Genomic DNA, 21,664 nt, shown 5'->3' with positions numbered 1-21,664 from the left:
CTTGTCAAAAAATTATGAAAAAGGTGCCTGTAACAGGCACCCGCTTTAATACTTACCGGTAAGTGAACCCACCAACAAGTGTAATCGTTTGTCCATCTGGATTGATAACTTTAATATCAACAGGTCCAGTTTTTGAAGATACAGGCAATCTGAAACGGAGTTGTGAACTGCTTATAAATGAAGCCGAAATTAGCCCACCACCATCTATTGAAACCTTTGCTCCTTCAACAAAATTAGAACCGTTTACATAAATCAAATCTCCACCTGTATTTACTGCATTATTTGGAGAAATGGTAGAAATAGTTGGTGCGGGCTTCATAGGTATCGCGTCAAATGTAAACCCATTTGCCAATATTGCAAATTGCCCGTCAGGGTTAATTACTCTGACATCTACTGGGCCTACTTTTGAAGAGGCCGGCAATCTGAACCGAAGTTGTGAGGTGCCAAAAAATGAGGCAGCAATAGGATTCCCCCCATCAATCGATACTTTCGCTCCATCAATAAAATTAGAACCATTGATATAAATCAGATCTCCACCTGACTGGAGCGCATGATTAGGAGAGAGTGTAGTGATGACTGGCGCCGGTTTCATAGGTATCGGATCGAATGTAAAGCCGTTTGCCAAAGTAGTGACTTGGCCGTCCGGATTTACGGCTTTAATAGAAATTACTTCAGCCGTACCCCAGATAGGCGCCCTGACCCGAAGTTGTTTATCGCTAAGAAACGAAACTGTAACTGCTTTATCCCCAAAATATATCTTGGTACCGGCCTCGAAATTCTCGCCATTAATAATTACAAAATCGCCAAGGTCCACCTGCATATGGTTTGGAGTTAAATTCGTTATAACGGCTGCTGGAGCAGGAATGTATTCGAAGCCGGCATTGGATACTGCCGCTTGTCCATCCGCATTCAACACAGTAACATTAATTTTTTCAGCCTTAGGCCATGCTGGTACTCTTACACGCAGTTGCTTATCGGATAAAAATGAAGCGATAAGTACCTTGTCACCAAATTTCACACTAGATTGAGCAGTGAAGTTTTCTCCATTTATTAGGACTAGAACCCCCCCCGCTACTGGTGCTTGAGCAGGACTAAAACTAGCAATTGTAGGGGCTGGTCCAAGAACAGGAGGTGTATAGGTAAAATTGCTACTTGCCTCAAGTCCATCTGGATTCTTTACTTTCACAACTACCGGACCAGCCAAATCCCATTGTGGAACTCGTACACGTAGTTGAGTATCGTTTAGATATGAAGCAGACAATTCCTTTGATCCAAAATATACTTTCGCACCACTTTTGAAGAATTTCCCATTTATTGTAACGAAATAATCACCTGTTATTTCACCTGAATCCGGTGTTAAAGAGATAATTTCTGGAGCTGGATCAGGGGCTGGGTCCTTAAAGTTTAAACCATCTATTAGAACAATATATTGGTTGTCTGGGTTTATTACTTTAACAGCAACCAATTCTTCTTTGTCCCATACAGGAGCTCTGAAACGTAATTGTTTTGAATTTATAAATGATACCGCCGTTATTTTAATATCATTTAACCAAACAGTTGCTCCTTCCTGAAAACTATCGCCATTTACATAAATAAACTCTCCACCCGTTCTCATAGTCTCAGAAGGTGTTATATTCGAGATCACAGGAACAGGGAGTGGCAGTGGCGCTATATACTCGTAACTTTCTTGCAAAATACTTTCACGGCTATAGGTGTCAACTAGTTTGACATCAACTTTTCCTGGAACAGTCGTTACTGGTGCTTTAAATGTTACGAGCTCGCTTGAGACATAAACAAAAGAAACTTTCACGCCAGCTACGTATAAAGATGAGTTGCTGCTTATGTTTGCTCCTTTAACACTTACTTGATTGCCACCTGCTAAAGGGCCACTATTGGGAGAAAGCGAGATTAATACAGCCGCCTGCGGTAGCTTAAAGGAGAAGGCATTTGTAGCCAAAGCAGATTGACCATCCTCATTCTTAACTACAATGTCCACTATTTCTTCTTGATTCCACTGTGGAGATCTAACTCTTAAATGCCTAGAATCAATAAAGCTGCTTATCATTTCTTTATTCTTAAACAAAACCTTTGCACCTGGCATAAAATCATTACCCGTAATGGAAACCAGATCTCCTCCAGAGACTAAGCCCGTATTCGGAGTAATAGATTCTATTGTAGGAGCAGGGTTCAGATAACTGTATGCGTTCTCTAAGGAACCCTCTTGTTTGTCCGGGTTAACAACGGTGACTTTAATTGTTTCCGCTTTGGACCAAGCCGGTGTTGTTACATTAAGCTCCGTTTCATTTATAAATTGGGTTGTTAAGACGGTATTATTAAATTTAACAATAGTGCCCGTTGTAAAATAAGTCCCTTTAATAGCAACGAGTTCACCACCTTTAGTAGATCCTTGATTTGGTGTTACTGATTCTATGTGCGGACCTTCTACATATTCATATGCACTATTTGCCTTAACATTAGTGTTATCAGGATTTGTGATCTCAATATCTATAAATCCTGCTGCATCGCCTGGAGGTACTGTCACAACTATTTGTGTAGTTGTAGAGCTTTTGATGATTGCATCATTTTGTCCAAACTTAACTTGAGGATTAGGTAAGAAATACTTCCCTGCAATTACAACCTCATTCCCACCTGTTAAGCCGCCTTGACTTGGGGTAACAGATAGAAACTCCGGATTAGCAAAATAAAGATAAGGAGAAGTTGCATACTGTCCATCCTCATTGGTCACTTTAACATCTGCTGTTCCTTGGGTACCTGGGGGGGCAACCACAATTATCTTAGTGGAATCGATAAATTGCACTGGACTTACTTCAGTATTCCCGAAGCTCACCTTTGGGTTGGCCCTAAAGTTTGATCCATGTATAGTTATTGTTTCTCCCCCTTGAACCAAACCTTTATCCTCTACAAGAGATGTGATCTGTGGTGCTGGATATGCTACATCTATAGAGGGATTAATCACCTTTGATTGATGTGGAGCACCTAAATAATCCTTGAAAGTGACATGTATGTCTTCGTTTCCGACAGATAGATGTCCCACTCTCTCTCCGGTCTTATGTCTGATCTTATAATTAAAAGTAAGCGTTTCCTTTTTTAATTCATTAAAAGACCATGTTAATGTATTTCCAACCACAGTTGGTTGTGGAATATTGTCTTTATAGGATCCGGGAACAATCTCGAATTCAGAGGCCACTGTATCCTTAACGGTAACATCGTAGGCGCTCGCCATCCCTATTTCTTCCACGATAGCCCGATAAATCTCAGCTAATCCTACTGAGCCGAGTACGAAGTGATGATGTTGAGCCGTAGTCGCCATGTCTTTCATTAGCAAATTCGGTGCACTGGTATTGGGATTCTCATTCTGTTTTAATAAAGCAATCGTATAAAAAACAATTCCTTCACTTTTGGCCCCATTTGCTTGTTCTAGAGCTGCTCTCCGTGCATTATCAACTGGGGCTGGTTCAGTTGCTTCCCCGTCTGTAAGTAATAAAATGACTGGTTGCGCCTCGGCTCTATGGCCACTTAATAATTCACGAGCCTTCTCAATTGCCAGTTTTGTATTAGTACCGCCAGATGCCTTTATCCCATTAATATAGTTTTTAACATCTGCCGCGTTAGAGGATAGATCTTTAAATTTCACATCACTCGCAAAGTCCACAACACCCACGCGATGTTTAGTTAAATCCAGTAAGTCTATAAATCCAGTAGCAGAATTTTTGGCGTTTGTCATTTTATCTTCGCCATTATTATTCTTAGGATCCATACTACCGGATCTATCAATAATCAATATGATATCATTGGGCTTAACAACGTTTACACTGTCTGATCCTTGTATATTAAGGGTAACATTCGATTCTCCCCCTTCTAAAATTTGAGTCGGGTTAAGTGTTTTCGTTACTCTAACAATCTCATCAGTACTTGCCATTGAACTATAACCAGGCAAAATAGTAAACACTAAGAGTAAAGACAAAAATAAATTGATGGTTCTTACCATCATTTTTTTCATAGGGTAACCCCCTCGGATTTAGTTTTTAATATCCACAAAAAAAGCATCATTGAGGTAAGATGCTTGTTTGTTGTAGACATTTGAAGCGTTTTTCTTTTTTTCTATCGCCACAATTTGTTTCTCGAGAGTTTTCTTTTCTAATTCTAAAGCTTGCATAATTTCATCATGCATATTTTTAATTTCTTTCAATTTCAACTTATCTTCGTCCGTCATGCTCCTTTGTTCTAGCGAAGAATATAATTTATTAATTACTTCAGAATATTCTTCATAAACTTCAAAACAAGGGGATCTAAGTATGCATGTATAGTTTACTGAGATTTCATCAAGTATCTGTCGAGTACTAAGCATTAATTTGGCCCCCGTTGATTTTCAGCGAAAGCATAGCCTGCTTCCATGTATCAACCATTCCTCTAGCGAAATCAAGAACCTCATTAAGCATACTTTCATCTTTTCGGATGATAAATTCAGCAATATAATTGTTGTAAAACATGTATAAATTACTTAAATCTTTAGATATATCATATTTCATGTCAAGTGTTACAATCAATTCACCAAGTATACTTTTCACTTTATAAAGCGGCTGGTTCATGTCTTCATACTGACTCTGAGAATACAACTGCTTCGCTTGAAGCAATAATTTGACCATTTCCTGATATAACAGCAATGTCAATTCTCCAGGGCTTGCCGTCTCTACACGAACCTTCAAATATTGCTGCTGTTTAGCGTTTTGCATTTGTTAAACCTCTCTCATCAGTTGTAGTTTGTATAAACAATTATTAACCGCCTAGCTGCGATGAAATCCAAGATCCCTGACTGTTTAATTTCTGAAGTGCTTTCTCCATGGCTGTGAATTTCTTATAATAACGATTTTCGATGTCTACTAGTTTACGCTCCAGATCTGTTTCTCTTGTATTATAATCCTTCAGTTGCTTCCCAAGCACACTTTCATCTAAAGCTTCTATTGATCCTGAGCCAATCTTTTTAGTGAATTTAGTCAACTGTGCGCTAATCGTTTCATACAAACGATCTGCAAAGCCCAATTCACTTTTTCGTTTTTTCATATTTTCAGGAGTATCACTAGGTGTATCTGAGGACTTAGTGAATAACAGTTTGACTTCATCGAATCTAGTATTAATAGCCTCTTCGAGCTTCTTTTCATCAATCTCAAGCTTACCATTCTCACGGAAATCATTCATTACATTAACCCCAATTTGCGAAAGCATTCTTAATTGGCTTTTTGGATCCGGGGGGTTGGTTATTCCCTCTAATGGCATGTTTAGAGCAGACCGCATAGTAAACAATGTATCTTTAAGTAAACTATCGTTATAAAGATCTCCTTGCCTAGCCTTCTTCTCCCACAACGTTATCTGAGATTCCGTCATATTTTCTTTTTCCTCGGTAGTTAACGGTTGATATCCACGATTTTTTTTAGCGGTAGTTGCTTCGGAAAATTTATCAACCAATTCGTTGTACTGTTTCACAAAATCCTTAATTTTGTCAACTGCAGCTGAACGATCCACTACCGCTCCGATAGAGGCTTCTCCTAGACTACGAAGTGTTACTTGAACCCCATTAATATTTACACTGTTTGAGGTTGCAGTAATATTCGTGCCGTTGACACTGTATGCTGCATCTTTACCTTCTGAAGTCAGTGTCGTATTTGCCCCAAATATATTTGCAAATGTACCATTTGCATCTGTAACTTTAACTTTTGATCCAGCGCCCGTTGTTATGGAATTTAGATATAAAACACCACTAGCCCTGTCGAAATTAGCCTTTACTCCCGTTTTGGCTGATGCACCATTAATATCCTTAAGAACAGAATCAATAGTGGAATCTGCAGTAATTGTTATTTCCACAGACTTAGCCGGATCAGCACCTTCAATAGTAAATGATCCATTGATGTTTAATTTTTCTGTTGGTAACTTATTTACTTTCTCGCTTATTACAGAAGCAGAGTTAGCTAATTGGGTTATTTTTACACTACTTACACCAGGATTTGCACCGCTGGATACAACGTCCAGTACAGCTGTATTTGATGATGTCGATTTAACAGTTTCAAACTTATTCTCAAATCTGAGCTCATTCATTGCTTTACGTAGAGTCAGTAGAGATGTGTTCATTGAACGATAATCTTCCCTCTGCCATAATGTTAGTTGTTTCTTCTTTTGCAAGGTATTTAATGGGACCCTTTCGGTATCCATTAACTTCTTGACTAAACTATCCGTATCCAACTGTCCACTAAATCCTGTCAACCTCGTTGGCCCACTTATGCCTGCCATTGTATCCCTCCTTTTAGATTTTTCTATCTAAGAAAACACCCACATTTACACACATGTTGTACATTAAATCCAAGATTTTCTCTGAAGGAATTTCCCGAATAACTTCTTCGGTATCATCATTAACAACGACTACCATAATCGTGTTTGTTTTATCATGAATCTTCACTTGAATATGTGTGTCCGATTCAAAAAGGGCTGTATTCAACTTTTCAACAAGTTGAGGTAGAGTATAGGGCTCTTCTTTACTAGTAATTATAGATAAATCGGTTTCTATTGTGCCCGGGATAGATGAAGAAGAAATAATGTTTAACAGCGGTGTCAGGGAAGCAGGCGCAGGTCCTTGATTTACTTTCATTTAATACTCTCCTAACCTAAGTATTAAAAAAAACCGACCGGAAACCCGGCCGGCTCTATGCTGATCTTAACGAAGCAGTTGAAGAACACCTTGTGGCTGTTGGTTAGCTTGAGCAAGCATAGCAGTTGCCGCTTGTTGCAGAATTCCATTCTTCGTGAATTCGCTCATTTCTTTCGCCATGTCTACATCACGGATACGGGACTCAGCAGCTTGCAGGTTTTCAGCAGTTGTGCCCAGGTTGTTGATTGTGTGTTCCAGACGGTTTTGAACAGCACCCAGGTTCGAACGAGTTGTGGATACAGTGTCAATAGCTGTCTGTACTAATTTCATATTGTCAGATGCATCTTTATTCATAGTAGCAGCAGTAGAGTCTCCAAGGTCAACCAAAGTACCAGCGTCTACGCCGAGGGCTGCAGCCTTCATGCTTACCAAGCTCAGACTGATAGTTTCGTTCTCGTTAGCTCCGACTTGGAACTTCAGAGATGTAGTATCTCCATTAAGCAATTTTTTAGTGTTGAATTGTGTTTGGTTTGCAATAGCATCAATTTGATCGCTAAGAGCAGTTACTTCTGTTTTAATCTTTGCAGTGTCGGATGTAGTTAATACTTCGTTCGCAGCTTGTGTGAACAGTTCGCCCATACGTTGCAGCATAGCATGAGTTTCGTTCAATGCACCCTCTGCTGTTTGGATCAAGGAAATACCATCAAGAGAGTTCTTTGACGCTTGCTCCAGACCACGGATTTGATTACGCATTTTCTCAGAGATTGCAAGACCTGCAGCATCATCAGCAGCACGGTTGATGCGATAGCCGGAAGATAGTTTCTCCAGAGATTTGCTTTGTGCATTGTTGTTAGTCGACAGTTGACGTTGTGCATTGTAAGAAGAGATATTGTGATTAATACGCATAATAAAATTCCTCCCTGAATTAGGTCGTGATCGCATCCTTGCGTTCACCTATTAGTGGATCGAGAAAGCTCTGTCGGCCGCCAGATGCCCTCTTTTCTCCCATGATATATATATCGGATTATCTTGAGATAAGTTTAGAGGTTTTTGAAAGTTTCGAAAAATTATTATTAGTTGTTTGGACCTAGATCGTCTTGGCTAGATAGAATCTTTTGTAACAGTGACTTAGCATCTCCATCCAAACGAACAGCTGCTTTGTTTTCAGCTTGAATGGCTTTATATATTTCCTCGCGATAGATCGAGATATCTTTGGGTGCATCTATACCAATTCTCACTTGATCGCCTGCCACATCCAATATAGTCAGGACTATATCTTGCCCGATCATAATCTTTTCGCCTTTGAGTCGGGACAGAATCAGCATGTTAAGCGCCTCCTTTGGTAAGAGGATGACGGATAGAATAAACCACACTTTCTAGAACAATCTGTACTGCTTTGTTCAGAGCTTTATTAAGAATAATAGGGGCTTTTAAGTTAATGGTAATATCATTTTGCGATCGTATAGTTATAATGGAAAATATCTGGGCGTCTTCTTCCCGTTCAATACCAAGTTGATTTTTTATAGCTGTAGGCAGTTCAAATTCATAGTCCTGCTTAAATAAAAAGGGTTCTGTGATTACAAATGCCAAATCTTCGTCATCAACGGATTGAAGTGCCTGAAAAGTAGAATCTTTCTCATCAAGTTGCAGCAGTACATACTTATGGTGATTTTCAAAACCGAATATGCCCGACTCAAACGTGATAAGTTGATCTTCCGACAAAGTAATATCGCCAAATCTTGTTGACCGTATAATCATATATTAACCTCCAATAAAAAAAGAATAGCTATAAATTATAGCTATTGTCTCATAAGGACTAAATGGATGCATTAAATTTCCCGCCAACTACAGAGAAAGTAATGGCGTTCTTTTGAATAATATAAGCTTCTAATTTACCTGCATCATATTGAACAACAGGCTTATGGTATTCCGGATCGAATGTTACTAATCCTTTACTAACCTCCGTGCTAATAGTACCAGGTGTGTACAGCACATCTACATTGTCATAAGAGGGTTCTCCCGTAAGCTCTATGTGTCGGTCTTTAAAAGCGTTCTGACGGGCAATATCAACAAATGCACTGGACTTATTGGTAATGTCCATCATGCGATCGCCATTTTGGGCAATCTCTGCGATATAGTTCATGGATACGTCAACCGAGCTCTGAGCTATACGGTCTCTCATTTCAATCAACTTAGAGCTGCCCAAAGCAGACCAAGCCTTAGTGGAGTCAATCTCAAGGCTAGATTTTCCCGTACTTATATTTACTTGAGGGTTTTCCTGATGGAGGTTTAACTCTGCCCTAGGCTGCTCGATAGATAATTCGCTACGACTCTTAGATAATCCAATTTTGGTATATTGCTGGTTAATTTGAATGCGAGGAAGCTCCATAGCGCCCCCCTATCTAAGAAAATCCATGAGGCTTGGACGAATGATTCTTGCCATTGTATCCAGAGAAAGCTGGTAGATACCTTCAGCTGTTTTGAGTTCTGTGATGGTTGTTGGAACATTAATATCCTCAACCTTGGATTGCAAATCAACATAATTCAGATTTAGATCCTCTAATCGGCTGGCCGTAAATGATAAACGATTCTGCCTTGCTCCTACATCCGCTTGGGCATAGATTATGCGATCCATGTTCGTTTGTATTTCGGTGATACCTTTTTCAATACCTGCAGTGGTATCACTGTTTAGTGCATTTTTAAGATTATCCAGCGCTTTGAAAACATTAGTGGTCTTTGTTGGGTCTGCAGGATCCTGATAAGTACCAAAAACATCTTTACCGAGTGAATTTACATCGGCATAAATGCCCGCTCCAATTTGGTACCGCATCTTACCATCATCTAGCGTAAAAGGAGTATTGGCCGGATCATCGGAAAATGGTTTCTGATCGGTCATTTGTCCGTTAAAAATGTACTTTCCTTTAAACTGGGAGTTACCAATTGCCACTAATTGTTTGTATAACTCATCAATTTCCTTGCCCAAAATCTTCCTGGCCTCTGGATTAATAGACTCGGTTGTACCCTGTACAGCTTTCTCAGAGACCGTATGGAGAATTTTTACTGCCTCACTCATCATCGTATCACTAAATTTCATCCAGGAATCAGCATCTTCGACATTCTGCTCAAACTGTTCCGTCATACCTAGCTCACCCCGATAACGCAGTGCACTTGCTATACCAACGGCATCGTCAGAAGGTCTATTAATTCTCCGCTCTGTAAGGGCCTGTTCCTGATACTTGTTCATCCGGCTATAGTTCGCCTGAAGGCCTCTCATCATCGAAGAGCTCATCATGCCCTGGGTGATTCTCATCTTTTACTTACCCCCTATCTACCGACTACGCCGGTGCCGTTAATGAGTTTTTCTAATAGTTCATCCATGACCGTGATTACACGGGCTGAGGCCGTATAAGCATGCTGAAATTTAATTAAATTAGCCGTCTCTTCATCCGGTGAGACACCACTTATAGATTGACGCAGGCTATCCGCATGATTGGTAAGCAGTTCACCATTCTCTGTCATTTTCTTGGAATGATCGGTTTGAATCCCAAGCTGGCTCATAACCGCTTCATAGTACCCGCCATAACTTGCCGAAGCGGTTAAGGCATCCGCGCCAAAATTGAATGCTTTCTCAGACAAGCCTCCAATAATAAGAGCCATGTCGCCATTACTCTGAATAACTTTATCCATGGATGGCGCAGGAGGATTGTTCACGGTCTGTACTCTTAGAGAAGCCGCTAACAGCTTCAAATCTTGGGCGATAGCCGGGTTCACACGGATATTAGCCGCCGTGAAAGGACTGGAGCCGTCTGAAGTAACGAAGAAGTCCCTTCCATTCGCTGCCGGTTCCTCCAATGTATAACCCAGCTTATGCAAGCCGTTTAATCCATCAACGGTTATTTTAGCTTCAGCCGCCAGTTTACGGGGGTTTGTAGGATCTATCTGCGCTCCGGCAGGAACCGTCATTCCTTTAGGCAGTATGGTACCTGCCGGCAAAGTAACTTCGATTTTACCCGTCGCAAGTGTATTAGCCATCAAATCCAATTGTTTGGTATATTCAGCAACAAAAGTATCGCGGGACTGCACGTAACCGAAAATTTGTCCGCTTGTCACGCCTGCTACGGCAGCTTGAGTAACCGGATTCGAGGTCATGTTGTCGATAACCAAGGTAGTCCCAAAGGTAACCTGGTAAGTTTGGGAGGTCTCTGTCACCTTTACATTACCTAGCTGTGATAATTGATCGACCAGGTAATCCCGCTTATCACGGAGATCATTCGCATCATCACCACCGGATTCAATATGCTTGATCTGCTTCGTTAATTCAGAAATTTCCGTTACATAGCTGTTCGCTTCCGATACCTTGACATCGATTCTCGCCGTAATATTATTGCTCATCGTGTCGAGCTGTGATGCCATATGGTTAAAAGAATCCGTCATGGCCAGAGCCTGCTGAACAACTGCAGAACGGGCAGCGAGATCCTCGCTGCTAGGATTCTTGCTCAGCACCTGCCAAGCTTTCCAGAACTCCGTTACGTTCTTGGCCAGTCCATTGTCAGAAGGCTCATTAACGATTCCCTCAATATTGCTCAGAGATTCATTGATCACTTTAGATTCGTTCATAGCCGAATTCTGGTTCCGGAACTCGATATCAAAATAAATGTCACGAATACGCTGTATCGCATTGACCTCTACACCCATACCCAATTGGCCCGCTGCAGTTGTGTTGGTGACAGAAGGATATTCCAAGGGACGCGATGCAACCATATGTGCCACCTGACGGGAATAACCCGGTGTATTTACATTGGATATGTTATGTCCGGTAGTATTGAGGGCAACTTGCTGAGCAATAACGCCGCGTTTGCCAAGCTCCAGACCGTGGAATGTTGAACGCATGTACTCACTTCCTTCGCTGTTCGCCGCTGCTAACGGCAAGTATGTTGATAGGGTTACGCTCTTGTATCAAAATAGGCGTTCTTGCGCTTGGATTGTCCTTGCTGAGCCGGATGTGCGTACACAGCGTCCTGCTCAGGCGTAGCCGTCAATAGATCAAGGGAAAGATCTATATATCCAAGGGACTGTTCAACCAGCTGGCGGTTCGTTTCGTTAAGCTCTTTGAGCTGCAGCAGCTCGTGCAGCAGCTTCTCTTGGCGATCCATAAGAAGCTGCTTCTCCTCCGCTTTAAAAACAAGCTTAACGAGCTCACTTACGGTAATGTTGGGATTCATTTTATAACATCTTGAAACGAGGTATTCGTTAATCTTGAGAATCCGCTGCTGGTCGAGTTCCTGTATTTCACGAATACACTTTGATTCCTTGTGAACAAGAGCTGAGAGCTCTTGAATAGAATTCTGTAGAATTGCTTCTCTCTTGCGAACACCGATTACTTGGAGCTGCTGGTGGCATTCGATCATCCGGTCCAGTACAGACGCAATTGCCGTTACAGGCATGATAGTCACCTATTTCTGTCAGTCTTATTTAAGATAAGGGAGGAGCTTCTCTGCGATTTTACCGGCTTCAACATGATACGTACCTGATCTTACCTGCTGTTTCAGTTCTTCTACTTTGCGGGCCCGGACTTCATCTCCTGCGGCTCCGAGAAGTTGCTTGGCTTCCGTTGAAATTTGAACCTCGTCCTTCGGGCGGTTTCTTTTATCGGCTGCTGATACCTGCATTTGATCTTTATGTTTGGCATACGGATTGACGTTCCCAATCCGGTGGCTCTCGTTGATTTTCATCTCATCACCTCTTCATATCATTTGGAGGATTCTATGTAGCAATGACCGGAAAACGGCCGGTTCTTACAAAAAAACCGATAATCGTTATTACTATTATCGGCAGGAGAGTATGATCTTTTTAGTTAAAAAACGGGTTTCTGTTAATGACGCTCTTTCAAACGGTCTGTAATCCGGTAATGAAGAGACTCCTTTTCAGCAGCAGCGCTGCTTTTGCCTTCTTCCAAAACCTGGTTAACGTCCTTGACTAATCTCTGACGGCAGGAGTCGCACATCGTGTGTTCCCGAATCGGCGAACCGCAAACTTCACATGGATATGTGACATTAGGGGAATCCGCAATGGAAATTCTGCCTTCCCGGATAAACCGGATGATTTGCCGCATTGGGACTTCGGTTCCCTCATGGAGTTCCTGAAGGTCCGATTTGCGATTGTTGCGGAGATATTCTACACACGCCGTGTATTGTGCCTCTGTTTCTTTTACACACGCCGGGCAGGACTCTGCGAAGCTCTTTACAAATAACTTACCGCATCTCGGACAGTTCTGTACGTTCATACTCATTGTAATCACCTTTGTCAATAGGGTATGTACCTAGTGTAACGTATCCATCTGACCTTGAGAAGTGCTGCCCGGAAGTATGTGGAATTTTTCTACTATTCACCTTTTATAGGATAAAGCGTACAGCCGGTCCACCCATATAATAAAAGAAACATATGGAGTTCCACCTTATTTAATTAACCAATCAGAATCCTTATGCTAAAAAGCTGCCTAAAGAATAAATTACACCAAAATCCTTACCGGTAATCAACTGCGGCCGGCTTTAAGCAAAAAATTATCGGGCCCACATCAACCCGTATACCTCTAAGGGAAATTCCTTTGTCAGTGTCTTCGCACATTGATTAAGGGTACTCCCCGTCGTGTAGACATCATCGAGAATGAGCACACGCAAGGTGGTGCGGCTGAATGTCTGAGAATATTCCCGCATCCATTCTCTGCCTTCCTCTCTTATTTGAAAAGCACCTTCGAGATCCCTAAGACGATCTGATCTGCTTTTGAAGCTCTGCTTGGCCGTATGACGAGTCCTTTCCAAAAGAGGGACAACCGGAAACTGGAGCAAGACACCCAGTTCAGATGCCAGTGCTTCCGCCTGGTTAAATCCTCTTTCTTCCAACCGGCTTGGGTTCATCGGAACATAGCTCACACAATCAAAATTTCCACCCTGGGCCAAAATATCTTTATGCAGCTGATGATAAGCGTGTATTAGCATGCCGGTCAAGACGGAGACCATCCGCTCGTTCCCCCTGTACTTGTAAGCGGCCAGCCATTCCTTCATCAGGGCATCGTATTTTACAGCGCTTCTGCTATAGCAAAAATAAGTAACCGGACGCCGTCTGCAGTCTGGGCAATCCTCGGGACGACCACATACGGGGCAGCGGATTTCAGTAATCCATGGAATCCTATCAAAACAATCCCTGCATAGATGCAGCGGGTTCTCCTGTCCATTTCTTCGTCCTCCGCAGCTAAAACAAGATGATCGGCCAGATTCGTGACTGCCGGCATCCCCTGTAAGTTGAAACATCTGCTTTATTCTATTCCACCATCTTCTGCGTTTTTCCGGTTCAGACAGGCCTATCATCTTCCGCCCCCAAATATCAATCTTTAAGCAGATACCCTCTTCTACGGGCTATGGAGTTCATTCTTTGTATTTGTTTTACGGCACGTGCTTGTGAAGCTGTTTTCTCGGGTGCCGCCAAATAAACGCGCCCTTTGGGATCGTCTTTAGAACGGCCCGCGCGGCCAGCCATCTGGACAAGAGCCGCTTCGTTGAACAGCGAGGAATCTGCGTCGAGAATAAAAACATCCGTCTTGGGAACGGTAACTCCCCTCTCCAATATCGTCGTCGTCACAAGAATATCGGTATACTTCCCCCGAAAATCGGTTACCTTACCCGATCTTTCGCTATCTTTGGACGAAGTCCCGGCGATCCGCTTGTCCGGCCAAAGGGTCGCAAGCAGCTGCACAAGCAGCTGCACAAGCGGGTCCACCAGCTTGATTTGCGGCACGAACACGAACAGCTGCGCGCCGCGTTCGAGAGAGCTCTTCAGGCGCGTGTGCAGTGCCTGAGGCAAGACCCCGCTGTCGAGCATCTTCCGCAGCGGGGGTACCGCCAGACGCTGCGGAACGGGCAGCGGCTGGCGGTGATAGCGCACGGGCACGGTGACGTGAGGCAGGCGGCCCGCCGCTGCCTCGCGCTGCAATGCCCGTGGAGGCGTCGCCGAGAGGAGGACATAGCGTCCTCCCGGCGCCAAAGCCTTGCGCGCGGCGAATTCGAGTGCCGCGCTGTTCAGGTACGGGAAAGCGTCGATCTCATCGATAATTACGCAATCAAACGCATGCGCGAAGCGCATAAGCTGATGCGTAGTAGCGATCGTAATATCGCCGCTTTCCCAGGTCTGACTGCCGCCGCCGTAGAGCGTGACGATGCTGCAGCCTTCGAATGCGCGCGCAAGACGCGGCTGCAACTCGAGCACGACGTCCCTGCGCGGCGTGGCGATGGCAAGCTTGCGTCCGTGCGCAAGCTCGTACTGGAGGAGCGGGAAAATCATTTCGGTTTTTCCCGCTCCTGTTACGGCCCAGATAAGAAAGCTGGGCGCCGGCTCTGGGCGCGGCTGTTGATTCGCCGCCGCGCCGGGACCTGTGGTGCAGAGAAAAGACAGCGCTTCGCGAGATGCAGCCATCTGTGCCGGGCTTAGACCCCACGGTGCCAAAAAGCGTTCAAATCCTTCAGCGCTTACCCTCTCAGGTAGATTCCTTCGCTTTAAATCATTAGCTAGGGCTGTATCATCCCGATTTCGGCTCCCCTGGATTAACAAAGTACAATATCTCATGCGCCCCATAGTCAGACACTCCTCACAATATGGGCAGTCCGTTCCGCAGTGATAGCAAGGCGTTACGTGGAATCTTGAACTTCCGCAACGCTTGCACGAATAATACAGCTTTTTACGCCACCATGCAGGAAAGATACTTCGTCGGTGCCAATCCAAGCCATTCGTTACCTGTATATCCCCGTTTAGATAGGCTAGCTGCAGATAGGACTTCCACTCGCCTTTTTCTGTAATCAAATGCTGCTGCCCCATAGAATCCAGTAGTCTAAGCAGCTCATCTTTTAGCAAATTCCTGCCCTCAAGCGCCCGTACGATATTTATATAAAGTGCATCATCAATTGGATTCTTCAGTGTGTCACCGGATATCCAACTATCATAAGAAATTATGTGAAAACGTAAATCCGGAGATACATTGAGAAACTTTTTTGGAAGAAAGTTGGAAATTCCTTTTATAAGAGGATTGTTACAAAAATCATCAGCCTCATTATGATCTGCCCTTAGAGATTGATTAAAATCCCCGCTTTTTTTGTGTAAAGAGATATGGGCCGGGTTTGCATGGATAGAATTCCTAAGCTCTGCTGCGGGGTGAGTCTCTATACCTAGATGGAATTGTTCAGAGGGGTCAGGAGGAATACTGGGAATAAGCGGGAATGAATTCGATTGGGATGGAGCTATATGGGCTGAACTGGATTGGGGATTATTCTGATATGGATCGAGAGAAGGTTGTTGCGATGCTAGGTCTTTAGAACGAGGGAACATACTGGTTGATACACAAGAGGAGTACTTTACATCAGGGGAAGGGTGTCGTTCCTTGGGGCAAAGAGCCGGGACTAATTCAGCTGCTTCTAACGTGTTATCTGCGCCTTGACAGGTTTCCATATAATTCGGGGGATCTGGGGGAATTCTATTAAATTTATTTGAGTTTATGGTATACGCGGCAGGAGAGTTGGATATTTGAAGTGGATTTGCATCTTTTGAAACCAAGTATTCAATCATGCTAAGAGCTTGTCCCATAGAGACAGGGGGCTCCAGCAGCACAATCCGTACTGTAGGCCCGAACCTCTCGAACCAATACTCGCAATCCACAGAAATCGATAAGGAGATATGCCATTGCCAGTTTGTATCGTTGGCAGCGGCGTAGACATGAACTTTCATAGCTCACCCGCTTTATGGATTGTTTCATGTAAACGATTACGTAAAATCAGTCCCGGTTACTCGGAATTGGTCAGCAATCGCTTATTCAAACAAAGGTAGTTTGACCAACTGTTTTTGATTGCTTACATGCATAATAACGATTTCATCGCGCTGTGAGGACTCCGCCCATTGTTCCCAGGAATGATCCGGTCTGTTTGCCATAATCTCCAGTTCATACAACTTCGATAACCGCTCTGCGATTCCAAGCGTATCATCCGTTGATCCTTCGTCAATTAAGGTGACAGATATGGACTTTCCACTGAGACGGGTTATAAAAAATAAAGAGCGAATGTACCATTCAATATGCAGTTGATTATCTTTGGTAACAAGCACTAGGTGATACGTGCGATCGGCCTTCCTGGAACGATTAAACACGTGGAGCATACATACACTCAGAATGTAGCTCCCTACCACACACAATAATCCAATCCACATGACGGCTCCCTCCCTTAGCATACTATATGCCTTGGCGGGAGGGTTGGTTCCTATAAGGTAACCCAGCCGTTCTTGATGGCTATAATAACGGCCTGCGTACGGTCGTCGACTTCCATTTTCTGAAGAATGCTGCTCACGTGGTTCTTAACGGTTTTCTCACTGATGTAGAGGAACTCTCCGATCAGCTTGTTGCTTTTGCCCTCAGCCATTAGACGCAGTACTTCCGCCTCACGCTTAGTAAGCGGGCTTGTTGGCACGTGAATATACTTCAAGCCTGATTCTTGCACGCCATTGCCTGAACCCATAACTCCGTTATCGTCCAGGTAGGTCATACGACGCAACTGATTGATCAGTTTGCCTGTAACTTTCGGGTGGATATAAGCATGTCCCGCAACTACGGAACGGATCGCATTAATCAGTGCCTCTGCTTCCATATCTTTAAGCAGGTATCCGGATGCCCCTTTACGAAGTGTCTCGAATACATAGCTTTCATCATCATGGATAGATAGAATAATGACTTTGATGTCCGGAAAAATAAGCTTCAAACGCTCTGTAGCGACTACACCATTCTCCAGCGGCATGTTTATGTCCATCAAAACCACATCCGGCTGCAGGTCATTGCAAAGCTCGATTACCTGAATGCCGTCTCCGCATTCTCCGATAACTTCCATATCATCTTCCATGTTGATAATTCGTTTGAGGCCTTCCCGAAACAGCTGATGATCGTCCGCAAGAATGAGTTTTACATTACGCTTGGGACTCCCCTGGTTGTCCATTACCAATTTCCTCCTTGTTCTCTGCGCGAATGGGAATCAACATCGTAATTTTCGTTCCCACGTCCTTTTCTGAGTAGATGGCCATGTCCCCTTCGAGTAGCTTCAACCGTTCTCGCATCCCCAGTATTCCGAAATTATTACCTTTGGCGATCTTGTGCTCGGTCAATTCCACATTAAATCCGATTCCGTTATCGTTAATCGATATGTTGACCAGATCTTCACGAAGAGATAATTCGAGTGTGACAAATGTTGCCTGAGCATGTTTGAGAATATTTGAAAATGCTTCTTGAACCAAACGGAATATAGCAACTTCCATCCCGGATGGAAGTCTTGTTTCTTTTCCAGAAAGCTCGAATTTTGTATGTACTTGGGTCTTATCCTCGAAATCCTGCAAAAATTTCCGCAAGGTTGGAATTAACCCAAGGTCATCTAGAGCCATTGGCCTAAGATTATAGATCGTTTTGCGTACTTCTTCTAGCCCGCTGCGTAACTGGGACTTAAGATCCATAAGTTCTTCTTTGGCAGCCTGGTACTCTTGCTTAGTGACCATTCTTTCCGCAATCTCTGTACGAAGTACAAGGTTCGCCATGGTCTGGGCCATACCATCGTGAATTTCACGGGCAATTCGTTTACGTTCTTCTTCCTGCCCCAAAATAATTTTCAGCCCGAGCAGCTGACGATTTTTAGCCGACTCCAGAATACGGGTTACCTGATTCAAATCTCCTGATAAGTACTCAAGCACCACATTCATTTGAGAGACAATCATTTCCGCCCGCTCGAGCTGTCTATCTACATTCTTAATACGCTTCTGAATATCATTGCGTCTTGCTTTCAGGTGATTCTCTTTCTCTCTTGAAACGGTAAGCTGAAGCTGTAGCGAGATAGCTGCCTCATATGCAACTTTAATATGGGTTTCCCGGTATTTGGCAAAGTCGCGGCTCACATCCGTCAGACGTACGCGTGCACGCTTATAATCGCGTTCCAGGGTATCTACCGATTCAATTGTCTGGGAAACTTCCTCGATAATTTGCTGCAATTCTTTGAGAAGGGATTCGCGTTCGCTCCTCGCACTTTCACAAATTTCGAAGACCTGATACTTGCTGCTTTCCATGACTTCGATAGCATTCTTGATGACACGATCCAATGCATCTACCTGCAACTCGCTCCAAACTCCTTTATCAAAAACAAATTGGTCTGCCTTCTATAGTACCATACTTTGGATCATTTGAGAGTAAACTAATAGAACTATTTATTGCAGTGTAACGGACTGTTCTTGCTGGTTCCAAGTGACTTTCCAGCCCAGATTTTCAGTGATAATCCGCAGGGGAACCATCGTCAAATTGTTCACAATCCGTGGTGGGACTTCCGCTGTAACACGCTTGCCGTCAGCAATTAAATCCAGCTGATTGTTCCACATATCTACGATGTTACTATTCTTAACTACGGTCGCGCGCAGTTCTTCCTGATTCCACAACACTTTAGCTCCGAGCGCTTCGGACACGAAACGGATAGGGACCAGTGTGTTGCCTGCATCGTTAATAGGAGCTTGCTCCAGTGCATACGTTTTCCCGTCGACGGTCGCCGTTTTACTTCCGATTTGCAGCTTCACTTTAGACATAGATCCAGCCGTGCCGTAATCCGGATAACTGAATGAAATATCATCCAGCTCGATTTTACCTTGAAGGGCACGCTCGTCCTGACCCTGTTCAGGATTCACGACATAAATACTGCGTATGGTCAGCGGATATTTCAGATTTAAACCGGATAAATTGGCGGATACGGATTTCCATCCCTGCCAGTTAATATTTTTGGCCAGTTCGACCAGCTCTTTTTTGCCATTCGCATCAATGATCTCCGCACGCAGCCAGTTCTCGCTTTCGTCCCCTTTCACGCGCAAATTAATGGCTTGGGGATATCCGTAGAGCTGTGCTCCGTTTGTGTTAAACACCGCGTAAGCCGCTTTATTACCTTTACCTTTTGTAAAATCGTAGGCCAGTTGCAAACTGTTGTTGCCCGCCTCATTCTTTACAATGCTTGCCTTCGCCTCTACTTCTGCCGGATATTTATCCGTATTGGTCAGGACAGACTTATCGTCCAGGTTGTACCACATGGACTCATTGCCAATCGGAATACTGACCATACTGCTAAAACCGTCATAGCGGGCAATCACCTGTGCATTTTTAGCGCCTTCCAGACTTTCTACATGAAGCACGCCATCTTTCACTTCTCCCTTGATGCCTAGCACTTCCCATTGGAGCGATGCCGGAGAGAGCTGTTTGGTTTTGCCGCTTTTAGTCGTAGCTGACACCGTCAGGTTATAGCTTCCACCCGCAGCTAGGCCGGGCCCGCCGGATTTAGTAACCTTCATCGAGCTGAGATCCGCACGTCGGATGACTTTAACATCAAGGCTCGATGAACCTTCCCCGGACGATGCCGTTAGCTTTCCGCTGCCGAATTTCGTCGGTATAAACGAGTTTCCTTCGAATTTGCCCAGTCCATTCGTTACCTGCCACTGAGGCTGAATTCCGTTCGAGGCCATTGGATTGTAATAAGTATCATAAGCGCTGAATGTATAAGAAGATTTCTCATTCAAGAACAGCTCCGTATCGCCTTTAACGACTAAGCTCTTAACTTGACCCTTTGGAGCTGTTGAAAAAACACCCAGTCCATTAACGACAATTCGCTGAGAACCGTATTCCGTCTGATTAGCCAGCTGTATATTTGTCGTGCCCAGCGGACGCTCCACCATTTGGGTCGACCCGCCGCCATCCAGATTCATAGCTTTATTGGCACCTATGGCGATCAGGAACTTCTGGAATTCTTGCAGGCTCATGCCCGCACTGTTGTCATTCTTATCGGCTGTAACTACATAAGCCGTTTTCATATCCTTCGAGTACCCTACTCCTGTACGGGAACGGTAGCCGCCTAGAGAAGAAACATCTCTGGAGAAGGTTGTAGCCTTGCCCCCGTCTACTAGAATGGAGTGGCCTCCGATCATCATTTTGAAAGTATCGTTGGGATAAACTGCACCCGTTCTTTGATTTGTAAAAGCATAATTCGAAGTCAGCTTCTCGCCTACCTTCAAATTCGTTTTAACGAACTCAGCTGACTTGCCAGCAGCGCGCAGGATATAGCCGTTGGCCGGCGGTACCTGTTTAATGACAGAGTTAACGGCAATTTGCTTGATCACTCCATCTTGCACTAACACCTCAGTAGGAGTCGATTGACCGTCATTCGAACGTTCCACTTGTCCCCATGCTTCTGTATACATGAACAACCCGTCTTTATGGCTGTGAGTACCATCGTCGAACCAGTAGTAGGTTTTGTTGATACCACCTAGATCAAAAGCTGCACCATTGCTTGCTTTAATCGTACCCTGGAACGCGAACAGATCAATTACCGGTTTGTTGTCTTTCGTTACTCCAAAGGCGTACAAGCCTTTCATGTTATTAACCGGCGAAGTAATAATCTGCCCATTGGTAATTTGCGGACCTAACGGCACACCTTCTGCTTGGGTATTAAAAAAGTCTCCGTTTACGCCAGCTACGGCTCCGGATTCTTTGGCCATAGTCATCACGGTCTGCTTATCCGTTAGCGTCGTAGTCTTCCCCGACATTACATCCAGTTTGACATAGGGATTTGTCAAATCCACTTCAATAACATTGGCATTCGCCGTAACCTGTTTGTTGTTTCTGGTAAACTTCCAAACATATCTTTTCATCACGGCACCCGATGTTAGTATGTTCTCCGATTTGAGAGTGACGGACGGCTCTGCGGCAAAGGTCGGTAAAGGTGTGGAAGCGACGACTTGAAATGCGACGACAAAAGCCAGTGTCGTTCTCCACAACTTGCTGGTAAATCTCATGCTTGTTTCACTTTCCTCTCTCCTAAATAGGTAATATCAACTAGAACGCACAATAGTATAGACTCTCATTCTAGCCAAAAAGTTACGTATTTCGTTCGATTTTTCACCGAATAAGAGGAAAAG

The 21,664-nt window shown here is 43.8% G+C and carries 21 protein-coding genes; all 21 read right to left on the bottom strand.

The window, feature by feature from the left end; all coding sequences use genetic code 11:
* Positions 1–52: 52 nt before the first annotated feature.
* The gene (locus EDM21_RS18845; protein ID WP_157338002.1) at positions 53–4,021 is read right to left on the bottom strand and encodes an IPT/TIG domain-containing protein; all 3,969 of its coding nucleotides are present in this window, start codon (positions 4,019–4,021) and stop codon (positions 53–55) included.
* An 18-nt stretch (positions 4,022–4,039) separates the two neighbouring features.
* Positions 4,040–4,369: a hypothetical protein gene (locus EDM21_RS18840; protein WP_157338001.1), complete on the bottom strand. Its 330-nt coding sequence runs from the start codon at positions 4,367–4,369 to the stop codon at positions 4,040–4,042.
* Positions 4,362–4,754, bottom strand: coding sequence for a flagellar export chaperone FliS (fliS, locus tag EDM21_RS18835; protein WP_157338000.1), 393 nt, complete (start codon positions 4,752–4,754; stop codon positions 4,362–4,364). The genes EDM21_RS18840 and fliS overlap by 8 nt, the downstream gene beginning before the upstream one ends.
* Before the next feature lie 43 nt (positions 4,755–4,797).
* On the bottom strand, positions 4,798–6,303 hold the full coding sequence (gene fliD, locus EDM21_RS18830; RefSeq protein ID WP_157337999.1) for a flagellar filament capping protein FliD: 1,506 nt from the start codon (positions 6,301–6,303) through the stop codon (positions 4,798–4,800).
* Between the two features lie 13 nt (positions 6,304–6,316).
* Positions 6,317–6,658, bottom strand: coding sequence for a flagellar protein FlaG (locus EDM21_RS18825; RefSeq protein WP_157337998.1), 342 nt, complete (start codon positions 6,656–6,658; stop codon positions 6,317–6,319).
* Between the two features lie 66 nt (positions 6,659–6,724).
* Entirely contained in the window at positions 6,725–7,564 is an 840-nt protein-coding gene (hag, locus tag EDM21_RS18820; protein ID WP_157337997.1) for a flagellin Hag, read from the bottom strand.
* A 167-nt stretch (positions 7,565–7,731) separates the two neighbouring features.
* Positions 7,732–7,983, bottom strand: a complete 252-nt coding sequence (gene csrA / locus EDM21_RS18815) for a carbon storage regulator CsrA (RefSeq protein WP_157337996.1) — start codon at positions 7,981–7,983, stop codon at positions 7,732–7,734.
* A 1-nt stretch (position 7,984) separates the two neighbouring features.
* A complete protein-coding gene (gene fliW / locus EDM21_RS18810; RefSeq protein ID WP_157337995.1) occupies positions 7,985–8,416 on the bottom strand; it encodes a flagellar assembly protein FliW in 432 nt (143 codons plus the stop codon).
* A gap of 58 nt (positions 8,417–8,474) precedes the next feature.
* Positions 8,475–9,047, bottom strand: a complete 573-nt coding sequence (locus EDM21_RS18805) for a DUF6470 family protein (RefSeq protein WP_157337994.1) — start codon at positions 9,045–9,047, stop codon at positions 8,475–8,477.
* 9 nt (positions 9,048–9,056) lie between these two features.
* Entirely contained in the window at positions 9,057–9,968 is a 912-nt protein-coding gene (gene flgL, locus EDM21_RS18800) for a flagellar hook-associated protein FlgL (protein ID WP_157337993.1), read from the bottom strand.
* 14 nt (positions 9,969–9,982) lie between these two features.
* A complete protein-coding gene (flgK, locus tag EDM21_RS18795; RefSeq protein ID WP_157337992.1) occupies positions 9,983–11,548 on the bottom strand; it encodes a flagellar hook-associated protein FlgK in 1,566 nt (521 codons plus the stop codon).
* Between the two features lie 53 nt (positions 11,549–11,601).
* Positions 11,602–12,102 carry a flagellar protein FlgN gene (locus EDM21_RS18790; protein ID WP_157337991.1) on the bottom strand — a complete coding sequence of 167 codons (501 nt, stop codon included), beginning with the start codon at positions 12,100–12,102 and terminating at the stop codon, positions 11,602–11,604.
* Positions 12,103–12,126: 24 nt separating this feature from the next.
* Positions 12,127–12,390, bottom strand: a complete 264-nt coding sequence (gene flgM / locus EDM21_RS18785) for a flagellar biosynthesis anti-sigma factor FlgM (protein ID WP_157337990.1) — start codon at positions 12,388–12,390, stop codon at positions 12,127–12,129.
* A gap of 140 nt (positions 12,391–12,530) precedes the next feature.
* Complete coding sequence (locus tag EDM21_RS18780) at positions 12,531–12,947, bottom strand: flagellar protein (RefSeq protein ID WP_157337989.1); 417 nt, start codon at positions 12,945–12,947, stop codon at positions 12,531–12,533.
* A 271-nt stretch (positions 12,948–13,218) separates the two neighbouring features.
* Entirely contained in the window at positions 13,219–13,719 is a 501-nt protein-coding gene (locus EDM21_RS25085) for a ComF family protein (protein ID WP_235918272.1), read from the bottom strand.
* 14 nt (positions 13,720–13,733) lie between these two features.
* Positions 13,734–13,889: a hypothetical protein gene (locus EDM21_RS25080; RefSeq protein ID WP_235918271.1), complete on the bottom strand. Its 156-nt coding sequence runs from the start codon at positions 13,887–13,889 to the stop codon at positions 13,734–13,736.
* Between the two features lie 149 nt (positions 13,890–14,038).
* Entirely contained in the window at positions 14,039–15,154 is a 1,116-nt protein-coding gene (locus tag EDM21_RS18770) for a helicase-related protein (protein WP_235918270.1), read from the bottom strand.
* Positions 15,155–16,507: 1,353 nt separating this feature from the next.
* Positions 16,508–16,900: a hypothetical protein gene (locus tag EDM21_RS18765; RefSeq protein ID WP_157337987.1), complete on the bottom strand. Its 393-nt coding sequence runs from the start codon at positions 16,898–16,900 to the stop codon at positions 16,508–16,510.
* 50 nt (positions 16,901–16,950) lie between these two features.
* Positions 16,951–17,676, bottom strand: coding sequence for a response regulator (locus EDM21_RS18760; RefSeq protein WP_068777442.1), 726 nt, complete (start codon positions 17,674–17,676; stop codon positions 16,951–16,953).
* On the bottom strand, positions 17,648–18,835 hold the full coding sequence (locus EDM21_RS18755) for a sensor histidine kinase (RefSeq protein WP_068777441.1): 1,188 nt from the start codon (positions 18,833–18,835) through the stop codon (positions 17,648–17,650). The genes EDM21_RS18760 and EDM21_RS18755 overlap by 29 nt, the downstream gene beginning before the upstream one ends.
* Before the next feature lie 90 nt (positions 18,836–18,925).
* Positions 18,926–21,541 carry a stalk domain-containing protein gene (locus tag EDM21_RS18750; RefSeq protein ID WP_157337986.1) on the bottom strand — a complete coding sequence of 872 codons (2,616 nt, stop codon included), beginning with the start codon at positions 21,539–21,541 and terminating at the stop codon, positions 18,926–18,928.
* Positions 21,542–21,664: the final 123 nt, after the last annotated feature.

The organism is Paenibacillus lutrae, from assembly GCF_009757775.1.
In the GTDB taxonomy this organism is placed as follows: domain Bacteria; phylum Bacillota; class Bacilli; order Paenibacillales; family NBRC-103111; genus Paenibacillus_F; species Paenibacillus_F lutrae.
The sequence above is the reverse complement of the archived record's forward strand: the minus strand, read 5'-3'. Positions and strand labels throughout refer to the sequence as shown.

Coding starts and splice junctions, on each gene's coding strand:
- EDM21_RS18845 (WP_157338002.1), bottom strand. CDS start 4,021: ATGAAAAAAATGATGGTAAGAACCATCAATTTATTTTTGTCTTTACTC.
- EDM21_RS18840 (WP_157338001.1), bottom strand. CDS start 4,369: ATGCTTAGTACTCGACAGATACTTGATGAAATCTCAGTAAACTATACA.
- fliS (WP_157338000.1), bottom strand. CDS start 4,754: ATGCAAAACGCTAAACAGCAGCAATATTTGAAGGTTCGTGTAGAGACG.
- fliD (WP_157337999.1), bottom strand. CDS start 6,303: ATGGCAGGCATAAGTGGGCCAACGAGGTTGACAGGATTTAGTGGACAG.
- EDM21_RS18825 (WP_157337998.1), bottom strand. CDS start 6,658: ATGAAAGTAAATCAAGGACCTGCGCCTGCTTCCCTGACACCGCTGTTA.
- hag (WP_157337997.1), bottom strand. CDS start 7,564: ATGCGTATTAATCACAATATCTCTTCTTACAATGCACAACGTCAACTG.
- csrA (WP_157337996.1), bottom strand. CDS start 7,983: ATGCTGATTCTGTCCCGACTCAAAGGCGAAAAGATTATGATCGGGCAA.
- fliW (WP_157337995.1), bottom strand. CDS start 8,416: ATGATTATACGGTCAACAAGATTTGGCGATATTACTTTGTCGGAAGAT.
- EDM21_RS18805 (WP_157337994.1), bottom strand. CDS start 9,047: ATGGAGCTTCCTCGCATTCAAATTAACCAGCAATATACCAAAATTGGA.
- flgL (WP_157337993.1), bottom strand. CDS start 9,968: ATGAGAATCACCCAGGGCATGATGAGCTCTTCGATGATGAGAGGCCTT.
- flgK (WP_157337992.1), bottom strand. CDS start 11,548: ATGCGTTCAACATTCCACGGTCTGGAGCTTGGCAAACGCGGCGTTATT.
- EDM21_RS18790 (WP_157337991.1), bottom strand. CDS start 12,102: ATGCCTGTAACGGCAATTGCGTCTGTACTGGACCGGATGATCGAATGC.
- flgM (WP_157337990.1), bottom strand. CDS start 12,390: ATGAAAATCAACGAGAGCCACCGGATTGGGAACGTCAATCCGTATGCC.
- EDM21_RS18780 (WP_157337989.1), bottom strand. CDS start 12,947: ATGAGTATGAACGTACAGAACTGTCCGAGATGCGGTAAGTTATTTGTA.
- EDM21_RS25085 (WP_235918272.1), bottom strand. CDS start 13,719: ATGAAGGAATGGCTGGCCGCTTACAAGTACAGGGGGAACGAGCGGATG.
- EDM21_RS25080 (WP_235918271.1), bottom strand. CDS start 13,889: ATGGACAGGAGAACCCGCTGCATCTATGCAGGGATTGTTTTGATAGGA.
- EDM21_RS18765 (WP_157337987.1), bottom strand. CDS start 16,900: ATGTGGATTGGATTATTGTGTGTGGTAGGGAGCTACATTCTGAGTGTA.
- EDM21_RS18760 (WP_068777442.1), bottom strand. CDS start 17,676: ATGGACAACCAGGGGAGTCCCAAGCGTAATGTAAAACTCATTCTTGCG.
- EDM21_RS18750 (WP_157337986.1), bottom strand. CDS start 21,541: ATGAGATTTACCAGCAAGTTGTGGAGAACGACACTGGCTTTTGTCGTC.